Origin of the sequence: Arthrobacter koreensis (assembly GCF_009193255.1) — a bacterium.
Classification (GTDB): Bacteria; Actinomycetota; Actinomycetes; order Actinomycetales; family Micrococcaceae; genus Arthrobacter_B; species Arthrobacter_B koreensis.
This window is the reverse complement of record NZ_WACG01000007.1, coordinates 81,403-96,741: the sequence shown is the minus strand read 5'-3', so window position 1 is coordinate 96,741 and position 15,339 is coordinate 81,403. Positions and strand designations below refer to the sequence as shown.

General features: G+C 65.4%; 11 protein-coding genes, 3 tRNA genes and 1 pseudogene. 1 reads left to right on the top strand and 14 read right to left on the bottom strand.

Annotated features, from left to right (window positions below; genetic code table 11):
* Positions 1–60 precede the first annotated feature (60 nt).
* Entirely contained in the window at positions 61–936 is an 876-nt protein-coding gene (rpsB, locus tag GD628_RS14455) for a 30S ribosomal protein S2 (RefSeq protein ID WP_091606317.1), read from the bottom strand.
* A gap of 227 nt (positions 937–1,163) precedes the next feature.
* Between rpsB and GD628_RS14450 the strand changes: the two are divergent.
* Positions 1,164–1,946 (top strand): annotated as a pseudogene (locus GD628_RS14450) (M23 family metallopeptidase); the annotation flags it as partial.
* 126 nt (positions 1,947–2,072) lie between these two features.
* Here GD628_RS14450 and GD628_RS14445 read toward each other — a convergent pair.
* The 13 genes from GD628_RS14445 to dusB form a co-directional block, all read right to left on the bottom strand.
* On the bottom strand, positions 2,073–3,257 hold the full coding sequence (locus tag GD628_RS14445) for an acyl-CoA dehydrogenase family protein (protein WP_152275214.1): 1,185 nt from the start codon (positions 3,255–3,257) through the stop codon (positions 2,073–2,075).
* Positions 3,258–3,471: 214 nt separating this feature from the next.
* Positions 3,472–3,545, bottom strand: a tRNA-Ile gene (locus GD628_RS14440).
* 92 nt (positions 3,546–3,637) lie between these two features.
* Complete coding sequence (locus GD628_RS14435) at positions 3,638–4,822, bottom strand: glycosyltransferase (protein WP_152275213.1); 1,185 nt, start codon at positions 4,820–4,822, stop codon at positions 3,638–3,640.
* 45 nt (positions 4,823–4,867) lie between these two features.
* Positions 4,868–5,800: a DMT family transporter gene (locus GD628_RS14430; RefSeq protein ID WP_091606324.1), complete on the bottom strand. Its 933-nt coding sequence runs from the start codon at positions 5,798–5,800 to the stop codon at positions 4,868–4,870.
* Between the two features lie 18 nt (positions 5,801–5,818).
* Complete coding sequence (locus GD628_RS14425) at positions 5,819–6,448, bottom strand: CDP-alcohol phosphatidyltransferase family protein (RefSeq protein ID WP_226802570.1); 630 nt, start codon at positions 6,446–6,448, stop codon at positions 5,819–5,821.
* Positions 6,449–6,481: 33 nt separating this feature from the next.
* Entirely contained in the window at positions 6,482–7,321 is an 840-nt protein-coding gene (locus GD628_RS14420) for a phage holin family protein (protein WP_226802569.1), read from the bottom strand.
* 64 nt (positions 7,322–7,385) lie between these two features.
* Positions 7,386–8,834: a sugar porter family MFS transporter gene (locus GD628_RS14415; protein ID WP_152275212.1), complete on the bottom strand. Its 1,449-nt coding sequence runs from the start codon at positions 8,832–8,834 to the stop codon at positions 7,386–7,388.
* Positions 8,835–9,022: 188 nt separating this feature from the next.
* Positions 9,023–10,180, bottom strand: a complete 1,158-nt coding sequence (locus GD628_RS14410; RefSeq protein ID WP_152275211.1) for an NAD(P)-dependent malic enzyme — start codon at positions 10,178–10,180, stop codon at positions 9,023–9,025.
* A gap of 323 nt (positions 10,181–10,503) precedes the next feature.
* Positions 10,504–10,576, bottom strand: a tRNA-Asn gene (locus GD628_RS14405).
* 128 nt (positions 10,577–10,704) lie between these two features.
* Positions 10,705–10,777, bottom strand: a tRNA-Asn gene (locus GD628_RS14400).
* Between the two features lie 51 nt (positions 10,778–10,828).
* Positions 10,829–12,799 carry a DNA primase gene (gene dnaG, locus GD628_RS14395; RefSeq protein WP_152275210.1) on the bottom strand — a complete coding sequence of 657 codons (1,971 nt, stop codon included), beginning with the start codon at positions 12,797–12,799 and terminating at the stop codon, positions 10,829–10,831.
* 36 nt (positions 12,800–12,835) lie between these two features.
* Positions 12,836–14,119: a deoxyguanosinetriphosphate triphosphohydrolase gene (locus tag GD628_RS14390; protein WP_091606335.1), complete on the bottom strand. Its 1,284-nt coding sequence runs from the start codon at positions 14,117–14,119 to the stop codon at positions 12,836–12,838.
* 6 nt (positions 14,120–14,125) lie between these two features.
* Positions 14,126–15,298: a tRNA dihydrouridine synthase DusB gene (gene dusB, locus GD628_RS14385; protein ID WP_152275209.1), complete on the bottom strand. Its 1,173-nt coding sequence runs from the start codon at positions 15,296–15,298 to the stop codon at positions 14,126–14,128.
* Positions 15,299–15,339 lie beyond the last annotated feature (41 nt).

Below are 15,339 nucleotides of genomic sequence, written 5' to 3'. Positions count from 1 at the left end.
AGGCGAAGGTTCCGTGACGGCAGCTGCTAGGAAGCAGCTGCCGTCACAGTGGAAATCGAATTACTTTGCTTCTTCTGCGGGAGCTTCGGCGGCCGGAGCCTCCGGAGCAGCCTCAGCGGCCGGAGCCTCAGCAGCGGCTTCAGCGGCCGGAGCCTCTTCGGCGGCGGGGGCAGCTGCGCCTTCGAGCAGTTCGCGCTCCCACTCAGCCAGCGGCTCAGCCGGGGCTTCGGTGTTGCCGGACTTGTTGTGGCGGGCGATCAAACCCTCGGCAACGGCGTCGGCGATAACGCGGGTCAGCAGGTTGACGGAGCGGATGGCGTCGTCGTTGCCCGGGATCGGGAAGTCGACGTCGTCCGGATCGCAGTTGCTGTCCAGGATGGCAACAACCGGGATGTTCAGCTTCTTGGCCTCGTCAACTGCGAGGTGTTCCTTCTGGGTGTCCACGATCCAAACCACGGACGGAGCCTTGGTCAGGTTGCGGATGCCGCCCAGGTTGGATTCCAGCTTGGTCAGTTCACGCTTGAGGAGCAGCAGCTCCTTCTTGGTGTGGCCGGAGGAAGCAACGTCGTCGAAGTTGATCTCTTCGAGTTCCTTCATGCGCTGGATACGCTTGGCAACGGTCTGGAAGTTGGTCAGCATGCCGCCGAGCCAGCGCTGGTTGACGTAGGGCTGGCCCACGCGGGTGGCCTGCTCTGCGATGGCTTCCTGCGCCTGCTTCTTGGTGCCGACGAACAGGACGGTTCCGCCGTGGGCAACGGTGGCCTTGACGAACTCGTATGCACGGTCGATGTAGGACAGCGACTGCTGCAGGTCAATGATGTAGATGCCGTTGCGCTCGGTGAAGATGAAGCGCTTCATCTTCGGGTTCCAACGGCGGGTCTGGTGACCAAAGTGAACGCCGCTGTCGAGCAGCTGGCGCATGGTAACGACGGGCATGTCGTCACTCCTTCCGGCAGCAGTGCGGCGCTGTGCGCACGCTTGGATAAGCTGCCAATTGACGGTTATCAGCAGCACCCGGCGGGTGTTGCTCCTGGTGCCCATCAGCCCTCGCGCCTGTTAAAGGCCGGTGGCGTGCGTCCCTATCCCGGTGTTCACCGGACCGCAGGAACGCACCCAGTTTTTCCTTGCGGAAAACGTGGATAGTTGGGGCACGCGTAGTCAGCATGAAGCGCGTTCTCCTGATCCGTCCTGCTTCTCCGGTGCGCCTGTGGCGGCAGGAGGGACTTTCCCGGTTGGGCAGGGAGGATCAGCGCGCAGCAAACTGCTTCGTCAAGTGTACTACAGCGCCGGAGCACTTCGGCCCGCGGCTGTGCCTGCTTTCCTCCCCAGCAACGCATCTTCCCCGGTCCGGAGAAATCTTGTCCCCGCGTTCGGGTACGCGGGCGCCGTACCAGCCGCTGCTGGAGTGGACTGGCCCCATGACGTGTTTCGTTCCGGCACATTCGACGGCCCCGGACCTGCCGACCCCTGACCTGCCGCCCGTGGTTTCCCCCGCCGCGCCCGGGCAGACCCGGTGGACCGGGCTCCGCGCAGGTGCAGGCACAGCATGGATCGCCGTCCTGGCCCTGGCATGCCTGTGGACGGTGGCCGATTCAAGCCGGGCCGAACCTGCGCCAGCCGCTCCCGGGTGGGAATGGCCCCTGCGCCCAGAGCCGCGCGTTCTCCGGGTCTTCGACAAGCCTGCGCAGCGCTGGCTTCCCGGCCACCGCGGCGTTGACCTGGCTGCCGCGCCGGGAGACGCAGTGCTGGCGCCCGCCTTCGGCACGGTCCGCTTCTCGGGGCGGGTGGTGGACCGCGGCGTCGTGACTGTCGATCACGGGGGTGGCCTGCTCAGCAGCTTCGAACCGGTGGCGGGCATCCTCTCCCCCGGCGATCCGGTCCTGCCCGGCCAGCGTCTTGGTGAGCTCGAGCAGCGCGGCGCTGCGGGGCGTGAAACCGGACAGCCGCACTGCCCCGGCAATTGCCTGCATTGGGGAGTACGGCTGGGCGGGGACTACGTGGACCCGCTGGCCTTCGTCATGGACCGGCGTCCGAGCGTCCTGCTCCCACTGGGCGCCGGGCCGCTGGAGAGCCTAGACGAAGGCAGCGATTCCGGTAATGGCACGGCCGGTCACCAGGGTGTTGATCTCATAGGTGCCCTCGTAGGAGTAGATGGCCTCGGCGTCTGCGAAGACCTTGGCCATTCCGTAGTCGGTAACGATTCCGTTGCCGCCCAGGATGCTGCGGCCCAGCGCAACCGATTCGCGCATCCGGGCGGTGGTGAAGGCCTTCGCCAGGGCTGACTGCTCGTCCTTGGCGCGGCCCTCATCCTCGAGCTGTGCCAGCCGGACCATCATGCCCATTGAGCTGACGGTGTTTCCGAGGATCTGCACCAGCTGTTCCTGCACCAGCTGGAAGGACGCCAGGGGCTTGCCGAACTGCTGGCGTTCGACGGCGTAGCGGCGGGCAACGTCGAACGCTGCCATCTGCTGGCCCACAGCCTGCCAGGCAACGGCCAGGCGCGTGACCTTCAGGACCTTGTTGGTGTCCCGGAAGCTGTTGGCACCCTTGAGGTGGTAGTCGTCGCTGACCACCACGTTGTCCAGCACAATGTCCGCGTTCTGCACGGTGCGCAGGGCGATCTTGTTCTCGATCTTGGTGGCGGTGTAGCCCTGGGTCTTGGTGTCCACGAGGAACCCCTTGACCTGGTTGTCCGCTTCGTCGCGGGCGTAGATGACAACCCAGTCTGAGAAGGTGGCGTTGCCGATCCAGCGCTTGGCGCCGTTGAGGATCCAGTTGTCCCCTTCGCGGCGGGCAGTGGTGCGGGTTCCGCCGGCAACGTCCGAACCGCCGAGCGGTTCGGTCAGGCCAAAGGCGCCGATCTTCTTCAGGGAGTAGATGTCCGGCAGCCAGGCTTCCTTCTGCTCTTCGGAGGCCAGGGCTTCGATCGATCCGGTAAACAGGCCGTCATGCACGCCCATGAAGGTGGCAAAGGAGGTATCGGCGCGGGTGAATTCAGCGTGGCAAAGCCCGGCGAAAAGGTTGGAGTAGCCCTGGCGATAGACCGGGGACACAACATCCAGCTCGGCAAGCTTGGGAATCATGTGGGTGGGGAAGGTGCCGGCGTTCCACCAGTCATTGGCATACGGCTTGACCTCGGCCGCCAGCCAGGAACGGATCTCGTGAAGGCGGTCGCGCTCCTTGTCGCTGAGCAGGTCTTCGAATGCGTAGAAGTCGCCGTCCGCGTAGGGGAGGTTATCGACGTCGATAGTTGCCATGGAATGTCCTTCGCTGATCCAGTTCGATCCGGGCCGTGAAGCCGGCTGCCCCTTATGTTACCCGTGAGTAACATCGGGCACAATCCCCCGGGCTGGACAGTTTGCCGGGCACGTACGGCGACTCCCTGCAGGACCAAACAAAAAACACCCCGGTCCGAAGACCGGGGTGTTGTACGCTGCACCCGCCGGAATGGCAGATGGCGCGCCGTGCGGGTAGGGCTGGTGGGGCTTGAACCCACGACCCACGGATTATGAGTCCGCTGCTCTGACCGGCTGAGCTACAGCCCCGCGTACTGCCAGTGTCCTGACAGGCAGTAGGAACATCCTAATCGGCTGCGGCCCCGGGCACCGAATCAGGCGGTGCCCGGGGTGCGGCGAGGCTAGGCGGTGCTGTCCGTCCGGTAGAGCTTCTCGAAGGTGGCCAGGGTGCCTTCGAGGCTGTGTGCATCAACCATGCTGCGGCTGTGCTGGCCCATTTTCAGCCGCTCATCCTCGGGCAGCTGCAGGATTTCGGTGATGCGGCCGGCAACTTCGGTACTGTCTCCGGGCTCGAACAGGAACCCGTTCCGGCCCTGTTCCACCAGGTGCGGCAGCGCCATGGCGTTGGCGAGCAGTACGGGAGTGGACGCGGACATTGCTTCGAGGGTCACCAGCGACTGCAGTTCGGCAGTACCGGGCATGCAGAAGATATCCGCGCGGAGGTAGGCCTGGCGCAGTTCCTCGTCGTTGACCAGCCCGCGGAACTGAACACGGTCTTCAATGCCCAGCTGCTTGGCCAGCGCAATGAGGGCGGGCTTAACCTCACCGCCGCCGACGATCTCGGCGTGCACATTCAGTTCGCGCGGCGTCTTGGCTACGGCGTTGATCAGCACGTCGACGTGCTTCTCCTCGGCCAGCCGGCCCACGAACAGCACGGTGGGGTGGTCCGGTCGGTCGACGGATTCGCCGGCACGGAGTTCATAGGTTGACGCGTCGATTCCGTTGGAGAGCGGCAGAACGTCCGTCAGGCGCGCGTGCTCCACCATGGCCTTGGCAGCCAGCGGGGTCGGCGTCGTCACGACAGCGGCCCTTCCCATGACCTTGCCCATGTCCCGCCACGAGTTCCTGGCGACAATGCGCTTAAACCATTTGGGGAAGGGCAGGAACGGGTCCAGGTTTTCCGGCATGAAGTGGTTGGTGGCCACCACCCGGATCCCGCGCTTGCGCGCAGCGTAGAGGGTGTACTCCCCCACCATGTAATGGCACTGGATGTGCACGACGTCGGGCTTCACTTTGTCCAGCAGCATGGAGATGTGCTTCTTGATTTCCCACGGGAGGCAGATCCGCCAGTAGTCATGGGTCGGCACTCCGTGCGAGCGGAGGCGGTGCACTGTCCAAGGTCCGTCGGTCTCGGAATGCGCGGGCCCGCTGTCCGGGCTCGGAGCCAGGACGTGCACATTGTGTCCCCGTCCGTGCATGCCCTGCGCCAGGCGGAAGCCGAACTGGGCTGCGCCGTTGAGGTGCGGCGGGTAGGTGTCGCAGGCGATCAGGATGGTCAGCGGTTTGTCTGCCGGTTCCTCGGTCACGTAAAAAGTCCTCTATTGGTGTTGTGGCGGTCGGGCCGTACGGTATCAGGGCTTGCGGGTGGCCCCGGTCCGGGTGGACGCGGGCTTCTGCCGCCGCTTGTTCATTTCCCGGCGCTTGATGACGTCCGGATGGTAGCGGGACAAAGCGACCACCCCCACAATAGCAATCACGGCGCAGACACCCATGGCGACGCCCAGTACGGCGGGGACATCCGGCCGCAGTTCGTTGAGCACGCCGATTCCGATGGCGATGCCCACCATCGGGTCGATAACCGTCAGTCCCGCGATTACCAGGTCCGGCGGACCGCTGGAATAAGCACTCTGCACAAACCAGGCACCCAGCCCGCCGGCGACGGCGATCCCCACGATGGTGTACCAGGGCACGTTCAGCAGGAAACGGCCGTTGGGATCCAGGAGGTCCGCGGCGATGGTCTTGGTCAGCACCGCGACGAAGCCAAAGAGGATGCCGGCGCCAAGGATATGCGCTATTGCACCCAGCCGTTTGCCGAACAGCAGGTTCAGCAGGCCGAAGAACGCCACAACGACGGCGAGGATCAGAACGATCACGATTTCCTGCCGGGGTTCCACCACCTGTTCGGTCCGGGTGGCCCCGACGGCGAGAAGCACGAAGAGCATGCTGCCTACGACGCAGGCGACGATGGACACGACCGTCACCCGGTTCAGGCGCAGGCCCTGGTCCCGTGAGTTCACGATCGTGGTGATCACCAGCGCAAGCGAACCGATGGGCTGGACCACGGTGAGCGGCGCCATCGCGAGTGCCGCAACGTTCAGGGCAGTACCTGTCCCCAGCAGGAGCAGGCCGAAGAGCCAGCGCGGGTTGCGCAGCAGCCGGCCGAGTCCGGCGGAACTCAGGCTGAGTCCGCCGGTGTCTGCGCTGACCGCGCTTCCCTGGCGCTGGGCACCAAAGGCGAGGAAGACGGCGCTGGCAAGGGCACAGGCAATTGCGACGGCGGTCATGGTTCCCCCGGTCCGTGCCTAGGAACCATGGGCTTCGCCTGCTGCTTCGAGCTGCCTCCGGTGCTTGTGCCAGGAAGCCCGCAGATAGCCGGCAAAGGCTGCAACATGGCCGATGCAGCCAAGGACCAGCACGGAGTTCCCGGCGATGGCCAGCCACTCGTAGTCGAAGCCGGGCACCTTGTGGAGCAGCAGCATGGGGGCACCCACCAGCAGCAGTGCCGTGCGGATCTTGCCGATGTTGCTCACCGGGAGGTTTGGACTGCCGCGGAACAGGATCAGCGAATTGATGATCAGGATGAGGTCCGGAATGACGATCGCCCAGATAAACCAGCTCGGCGCGATCCGGTCTACGACGAACACCGTCGCCACAATGATCAGGGCGAGACGGTCCGCTACGGGATCCAGCCACTTCCCGGTCGCCGACACCTGGTCCAGGCGCCGCGCCAGGTAGCCGTCCACCCAGTCCGTGGAGCCCACGAGGACCAGGGTGATGAACGCTGCCCCGTAGTCATCCCGGATGATCAGCCAGACGAACAGCGGTACGCCGAGGAACCGCAGGATGGTGATCAGGTTGGGAATTGTCCAGAAGGTATCAAGGACCCGCTCACCCCGGCCCGGTCGTGTTCCGGCGCCGATGAGCCTGATCACTGCCGAACTCCTTCTGCCTTCCTGTTCAAGGCGCTATTTTCGCAGGAGCCTGCGCAGCAGGATCCCCATGGCCAGGAGGGAGGCGCCCAGAACCGCGAGGGGCTGCTTGCGTTCGCGGAACATGGCACCGACCTCGTCCGCCATGCCCTCGCCCTGCTGGGCGCCGGAGCCGGCGGTGCCGTTCCTGCGGTCTGCAGCGCGGCGTGCCTTGAGGTCCGCCATCTGCTTCTTGACGTCCGTCTTCTCGCCCAGGCCGTCGCGGACGGCGGCAATGTGCTCGCGGCGCTGCCGCAGCCGGATCCGCAGTTCCTCGGGGGTCGGCTTCTGCACGGCGTCCTCGGGCTTGTCCTGTTTGCCTTCTTCAGGCTTCTGCTCCTTGGGCTTCTTCGGCGCGTCCAGGGTTGCGGGATCGAAGCTGCGTCCTTCCTTGAGGACGCCAAGATCATAGCGGATACCGCGGAGGGCATCCTCCGGGAGCAGCGGCATGGTCTTCTTGAACCGGTTGATTCCCACCAGGGCGGCAACCGCGGCGATCACCAGGAAGAGTGCAGCGACGAGCAGTGCGGCGAGCCACGCCGGCATGACGGTGGCGAGTCCCAGGATGGCCGCGGAGATCAGGGCGACGCCGAGCGCAGCCAGGAAGAGAAGGGCGACGACGACGAAGGCGGCGGCGACACCGGCCTTGATGCCCTTCTGCTTCATCTCGGCCAGGGCCAGGGACAGTTCGTCGCTGACCTGGCGGGGCAGCAGCCGCGCCATCACCTTGGTCAGTCCAGCGAGGGAGGAGCTCCCGTTAGCCCGCTGGGTCCTGGTGCTTGCGGAGCTGTTCATCGGCTCTGCCTCCGTCTGCTCGTTACTGTTCGCCGTTGCCATTACCCAAAATTACCATTCTCCTCAGCTTTCACTAGCCGATGCCCAGGCGCCCCAGCACCATGAGTCACAGTTTGTCCCGGTTCTCCTCCAGCTCGCGGCCGGAGAGCTCCGGAAGCTTCGTCTTGACGAACCAGAACGAGACCACCGCGAAGATCGTAAAGATGGCGTACATGATCCACAACCCGAAGTTTTCGCTGACCCAGGGGAAGGACAGCGTGACGATGAAGTTGAAGATCCAGTTCACCATGGTGCTCAGCCCCAGCGCGAGGGATCGGATGTTGTTCGGGAAGATCTCCCCCAGCGTCACCCACATGACCGGTCCCCAGGTTGCTGCAAAGAAGACGACGAACAGGTTGGCGCCGATCAGCGCGACAGCACCCCAGGGCTGCGGCAGCACTACTTCTCCGCTGCTGCTGTCCGCCTGGAAGAAGGACACGGTTGCCGCCAGCAGGCCCACGAACATGCCGATCGAGCCGGTCATGAGCAGCTTGCGGCGGCCAACCCGGTCCACGAAGGCAATGGCGACGATCGTCATCAGCACGTTGACTACGGAAGTGATCACCGACGTCGTGAAGGAGTCCGATTCGCTGAAGCCAACCGACTGCCACAGGGTGGTGGAGTAGTAGAAGATGGCGTTGATGCCCACCAGCTGCTGCAGTGCGGCGATGGACATGCCAATCCACAGGATGGGCTTCAGGCCCAGCATGGTTCCGCGCAGGTCCGCGTAGGTGGCGCGCTCTTCGCTTGCGAAGCTTTCCCGGATTTCGCGGATCTTCCGGTCCGTGTCCTGGACACCGGTGATGCTCCGGAGCACCCGGGCGGCTTCTTCGTCGCGGTTTTTCCTTACCAGATACTGCGGCGACTCCGGGATCGTCAGTGCCAGGATTCCGTACACGATGGCCGGGACTACGCCCACCAGGAGCATCCACCGCCAGGCGGCCATGCCCCACCACAGTTCGTTGAACGCGCTGCCGGCACTGTTGGCGAGCCAGGCATCGGAGAGCAGGGCCGCGAAAATGCCCAGGGTGATGGCCAGCTGCTGCACCGATCCGAGCGCCCCGCGCCACTTGGCCGGGGCTACTTCGGCTATGTAGCCAGGGGCGATGACCGACGCCGTGCCGATGGCCAGGCCGCCGATTAGGCGCCAGAGCATCAGGTCCCAGACACTGAACGCCCAGGCAGAGCCAATTGAATTGACGGCAAAGAGGATGGCAGCCGCCACCATGACCGTCTTGCGGCCCAGCCGGTCCGCAAGCTGGCCGGCAAACCACGCGCCAACCGCGCAGCCAAGCAGCGTAATGGCAACCGTGAAGCCCAGCACTCCTGCGCTGAGCGAAAATTCGCCGCCAATCGCGTCGACGGCCCCGTTGATAACGGCTGTATCAAAGCCGAAAAGCAGCCCGCCGACTGCTGCGGCAACGGTTACTGCAATGACTTTTGCCGGGTGTGAAACGTGTCCGGCGTTTCCCTGGCTAGGGCCTGTCTGGCTAGGGCCTGTCTGGCTGGCACCCATCGGTTCCTCGGCTTTCCTAGTGCTGGGAAATAACCAATAAAGCCTACTCCAACACTAAGCATCCTTTGGATCACTGGGAACTGTGGCCGCAGGATTCCGGCACAGCGCCCGCCCGGGGTACGTTCCGCACAAACGGCGGAGGACACACCCCCGGCGGGCGCCGGAACCGGCAGTTTGCCGCCGCCCGCCTAGCCGGCAGCGTCAGCTACGGCAGCAGCCACGGCCGGCGCCACCCTCGGATCCAGCGGGCTCGGGACAATGTGGTCCGGAGCCAGGTCATCCCCCACCAGGTCCGCGATGGCGGCTGCGGCGGCCACCTTCATCGCGGAGGTGATCCGGCGGGCGCCGCTGTCCAGCGCGCCGCGGAAGATCCCCGGGAACGCCAGGACGTTGTTGATCTGGTTGGGGAAATCACTGCGGCCGGTAGCAACGACGGCAGCGTGGCGGGCGGCAACGTCCGGATGGACTTCGGGATCGGGGTTGGAGAGGGCAAAGATGATGGCGTCCGGTGCCATGGTTGCCAGGATGTCTTCCGGGACGGTTCCGGAGGACACACCGATGAAGACGTCGGCGCCGGCCATCGCCTCGGCCGGTCCCCCTTCGAGGTTGCGCGGGTTGGTCCGGGCGGCAAGTTCGCCCTTGGCCCCATCCAGCCCCCGCCCGGCGGAGAGGATTCCGCGCGAGTCCAGGACAGCGACGTCGTGCACTCCGGCTTCCAGGAGGATCGTGGCGCACGCAACCCCGGCGGCGCCTGCGCCGGAAATCACCACACGCATCCCCGCCAGCCCGCGGTTCGTGACCCGGGCCGCGTTGGTCAACGCGGCCAGTACGACGATGGCGGTGCCGTGCTGGTCATCGTGCATCACCGGGCAGTCCAGCGCCTCAATGAGGCGGCTCTCCAGCTCGAAGCAGCGCGGCGCCGAGATGTCCTCCAGGTTCACGGCACCAAAACTGGGCCGCAGGCGCACCAGGGTTTCGATGATTTCGTCGACATCCGTGGTCTCCAGGACCAGCGGAATCGAATTCAGCCCGGCGAAGGTCTTGAACAGCGCCGATTTCCCCTCCATGACCGGCAGGGAGGCGGAGGCACCGATGTTGCCCAGGCCCAGGACGGCGGTGCCGTCGCTGACAACGGCCACCAGCCGGGATGCCCAGGTGTGGGACTCGGCCAGCTGCGGTTCCGCGGCGATTCCGCGGCTCACCTGCGCCACGCCCGGGGTGTACGCGATAGAGAGGGCCCGCTGCGAATCCAGCGGCTGCGTGGTCTCGACGGACAGCTTGCCGCCTTCGTGGAACGCGAAGATTTCCTGCTCGGTGATGGTTGCAGTTACGGCAGTAGAGGTCATGGTTGTACTCCTGATGAAGGAAGAAAAGAAGGACCGCGGTTGAGGGATCCGCTGGATCAGCAGCCTCATAAACACGTATGCGGCGGAACAGTAGGGTTCCGGCATGGGCATCAGGATAGGTACGCCCCGGCCGCCTGCGGCGTGCGGATATGTTGTGGATCCGGTGGCCTGCGCGGCGGCAGACCCCCAGTGTAGCCGCGGGGCGGGCATGGTGGGCAAACTGCGGCCGACGGCGGCGCGGCACCTGCGCTTCCCGGGCCCGGGGCGGATGCGCCCCGGATGCAGCGAAGGCCCGTAACAGCGTTACGGGCCTTCGGCAGTTGCTCCCCCGACTGGACTCGAACCAGTAACCCTTCGATTAACAGTCGAATGCTCTGCCAATTGAGCTACGGGGGAAAGCGGCGACAATCAGTCTACACCGGCCCGGCAGCTGTCACCGCCTGCCCGGCCTGCTCCCCGCTGCCGGAGACGGAAGCGAGAAGAAGGCTCCTGACCTGCTTTTGTACAGGTCAGGAGCCCAGTTGCTCCCCCGACTGGACTCGAACCAGTAACCCTTCGATTAACAGTCGAATGCTCTGCCAATTGAGCTACGGGGGAAAGCGCGACTATTACTTTACAGACGAAGAGCCAAGAAACGAAATCCGCGTCTCACTGCATCTCACGCAGGGCACGCCGCTGCATTTCGAGCTCCATCAGCTCGCGGTTGAGCTGCTGGAACAGCGCCGGATCCGCGCTGGGATCCAGCCGCTGCAGCTGCCCCAGCTTCTCCGCTTTAAGGTGTGTCACCTGAAGCTCGAAGAGCCGGTTGAGGATGTCCCGGCAGTACATCGCAAGGGCATCCGCGTCTCGGGCGGGGATGGGTGTCACCGCCAGTTCGCTGACGAAACCGCGCAGGGCGTCCGGCAGTTCCTGGCGGACCTGCTCCACCCATGCTGCGGCAGACGCCGGAACCTCCCCGGCAGCCCGCACCGCGTTGTGGACCGCCACGTAGGCCGGGACGGTGAACCGTGCTGCCTTGAACCGCTCCCATTGGCCGGCGTCCAGGAGTCCTGGCTGCTGGAGCACCACCTCCAGGGCCTGGCGTTCCATTCGTGCCGCCGGGTCATTGGGATCCGGGCGGGCGAAGGACTGGGCCTCGGGGGCGGCTTCCTGCGCCGGGTGCGGTTCCGCCTGCTGCGGGCCGTACTGGGCGTGCTGGGCGTGCTGGCCATACTGGCCCTGTTGTCCGTGGACGGCCTGCTGGCCCTTTTGGTACTGCGGACTGTTCGGGTCCCGGGCTTCGCGCTGCCGCTTCGCTGCAGCGTTCACGGCGCGCAGGACGTCGTCCACCTCGCTTCCCAGCCAACCGGCCAGTTCCCGGGCGTAGGCCGGGCGCATGGCGGAGTCACGGATTTCGGCAACCACCGGAGCCGCGGCGCGGAGGGCAGAGATGCGCCCCTCCACCGTGTTCAGGTCGAACTTGGCGAGCGTGGAGCGGATCGCGAACTCAAACAGCGGCCGGCGGGAGCGGATCAGTTCCGCCACGGCGGCGTCACCCTTTTGCTGCCGGATGTCGCAGGGGTCCATGCCGTGGGGGTCGACGGCGACGAAGGTCTGCGCGTTGAAGCGCTGGTCTTCCTCGAACGCACGGAGGGCTGCTTTCTGGCCGGCGGCATCGCCGTCGAACGTGAAGATGACCTCTCCCCCGGTGCCGTCGTCGGAAAGGAGCCGGCGGGCAATCTTGATGTGGTCCGTACCGAAAGCGGTGCCGCAGGTGGCCACTGCGGTGGTAATGCCGGCGAGGTGGCACGCCATGACGTCCGTGTAGCCTTCCACCACCACCAGCTGGCGATCCTTGGCAATCGAACGCTTGGCCAGGTCAATGCCGTAGAGGACCTGGGACTTCTTGTAGAGCGGGGTTTCCGGGGTGTTCAGGTATTTGGGTCCCTGGTCATCCTCGTACAGCTTGCGGGCGCCGAACCCGATGGTGGCGCCGGTCAGGTCCCGGATCGGCCAGATCAGCCGCCCGCGGAACCTGTCGTAGAACCGGGACGCATCCTGCCCGGTGGAAAACATGCCGGTCTGGGCCAGTTCTTCCCGGGTGAACCCGCGCCCGGTGAGGTGCTTGAGCAGCGAATCCCAGCCCTGCGGCGCGTAGCCCACTCCGAAGTGCTCTGCGGCGGCGGGGTCGAAGCCGCGTTCGGCCAGGAAGCTGCGGGCCGCGGCAGCTCCCGGAGTGAGCAGCTGTTCACGGAAGAACTCCGCGGCAACCTTGTGCGCGTCCAGCAGTCGCTGGCGCTTGCCCACGTCCTCGCGGCGCGGACCGGTTCCGCCGTCTTCATAGTGGAGTTCGTAGCCCAGGCGGGAGGCGAGCTTCTCCACGGTTTCTGAGAAGGTGCCGTGGTCCATCTTCTGCACGAAAGAGATGACGTCACCGCTCTCCCCGCAGCCGAAGCAGTGGTAGGTGCCTACCTGGGGACGGACGTGGAAGGACGGGGAGCGTTCGTCGTGGAAGGGGCACAGTCCCTTGAAGGAGCCGATTCCGGCGGATTTCAGCGTGACATACCCGTCCACTACCGCCTTGATATCGGTGCGGGAGCGTACTTCATCAATGTCTTCGCGTTTAATCAGGCCGGCCATGGTTCTACCTTATTCCCCGGGACCAAACCCGGGTTCCTACCAGAGAGCCGGAACCGGGCCTACCAGGCGTTCGTGCAGGGCCAGAGCGGATCCGTCCGTCAGAGAGGCCACCTGGTCGATGACCACGCGCAGCCGGGCGCCGTCGTCGGCCGCTTCCCGCCAGTCCGCCGCGAACATCGGTTCAAGGTGGCGGTCACCGGTGGCGGAGAGCTGGGCAACCAGGTTGGTGAGGACTTCGCGCTGCCGTTCGTACAGCGGCTGCCGCTGGTCCGTAGTCATGACGAAGGTGGTCGCCAGGCCCTTCATCACGGCGATCTCCAGCTGCGTTTCCTCGGGAACAACCATTTCAGCGTTGTACCGGGTCAGCGGATCCAGTCCGTAGATGTCCCGGGTGGCGTCCATGGCGCTGGAGCAGAAGCGTCCAATGAGCTGGCTCGTCATGTCCTTCAGCGCAGCCATCGAACGGCGGCTCCCGTCGGCTTCGCGGACCCAGACGCCTTCGGCTTCCAGGCGGGCAAGGGCGGCGTCCACGGCAGCGGGATCCGCGGTGGGCACGTACCACTGCTGGGTGTAGCCGATCACTCTGGCGCGCTGGTCGGGATTGTCCAGCCACTTGAGCTGCACGTGTCCGGCAACGATAGCGTCTTCGACGTCGTGCACGGAGTAGGAAATATCATCCGCCAGGTCCATGACCTGCGCTTCAAGGCAGGACCGGCCGGCCGGCGCGCCGTCACGCAGCCACGTGAAGACCGGGAGGTCATCCTCGTACACGCCGAATTTGGTAGTTCGGTGCCCGTTGACCAGCGGGGCGTCGACGGCGGACCACGGGTACTTGCAGGACGCGTCCAGGCTGGCGCGGGTGAGGTTCAGGCCGGCCGGGGATCCGTCCGGTCCAATGATCTTGGGCTCAAGCCGGGTCAGCAGCCGCAGGGTCTGGGCGTTGCCTTCGAACCCGCCAATGGCGTGGGCAATGTCATTCAGTGCGGTTTCGCCGTTATGCCCGAAGGGCGGGTGACCCAGGTCATGGGAGAGGCAGGCGGCGTCGACGACGTCGGGGTCGCAGCCCAGGGCGTTGCCCAGTTCGCGTCCCACCTGCGCCACTTCCAGGCTGTGGGTAAGGCGGGTGCGGACAAAGTCGTCGGTGTCCGGAGCCACTACCTGCGTCTTGGCACCCAGCCGGCGCAGGGCCGAGGAATGCAGTACCCGGGCACGGTCGCGGCCGAACTGCGTCCGGTGCGTGCTCTTGGCCGGCTCGGTGACCCAGCGTGACTGGTCCACGTCGGTGTAGCCGGCGGTACGGAAAACCTGCGGAAGGGTCATATGTTCTTAGCCACCTGATACATCGAGTTCGGCTGCCGCAATGATGGCTTTCTGGGCGGGGTTCAGTTCCCGGCCGTCCAGCCAGCCTTCCGGCAGTGCTGTCTTCTTGGGTGTGCCTGCCCGGCCACGGGGGCCCTCGGCATCCGCGCCGGGATACGGCGCGGTGGGATCGAGTTCCGCCAGGAGTCCGCGGAGGACCTCGAGGGAGGGCACAGTGGCCAGCTTAGCCCGCAGCTCTCCCCCGACCACGTAGCCCTTGAAATACCAGGCCATGTGCTTGCGGATGTCCCGGAGGGCAATGACTTCATCGCCGAAGGTTTCCACCAGCAGCTCGGCATGCCGGTAGACGCTGTCCGCAACTTCCTTCAGTCCGGGACGGTGGCGGTCCTCGCGGCCTTCGAAGGCTGCCTGCAGGTCGGAAAAGAGCCACGGGCGGCCCTGGCAGCCGCGGCCAATGACGACGCCGTCAACACCGGTCTGCTCGACCATGGCGATGGCGTCCTCCGCGGACCAGATGTCACCGTTGCCCAGCACCGGCACGTCGGGAAGGGATTCGCGCAGTTCGGCGATGGCGTTCCAGTCCGCCTTGCCGGAGTAGAACTGGGAAGCGGTGCGTCCGTGCAGGGTTACTGCCGCCACTCCGGCGTCGCGGGCGATCTTGCCGGCTTCGCGGAAGGTGAGGTGGTCCTCGTCGATGCCCTTGCGCATCTTGATGGTCAGCGGGATCTCTCCCTTGGAGGCTTCCCGGACGGCGGTCTGGACGATCGCCGTGAACAGGTCCAGCTTCCAGGGCAGGGCGGAGCCGCCTCCCTTGCGGGTGACCTTGGGAACGGGGCAGCCGAAGTTGAGGTCAATGTGGTCTGCCCGGTTTTCCTCCACGAGCATCCGGATGGCCGCGCCGACGGTCACGGGATCCACGCCGTAGAGCTGGACCGAGCGGATGGATTCGTCGTCGTCGTGCTGGATAATGCGCAGCGACTCCGGCGAGCGCTCCACGAGGGCCCGGGACGTCACCATTTCGGTGACGTAGAGTCCGCCGCCGTACTCGCGGCACAGCCGGCGGAACGCCTTGTTGGTAATGCCTGCCATGGGAGCCAGGATCACCGGCGTATCGATGGTCAGCTTGCCGAGCTGCAGCGGCGGCAGTTCAAGCCTGGTCTTAGTGGTTGCAACGCTCACCCTCCTATTCTCGCAAGCGGGTGCAAATCCTGCGCGGGTTT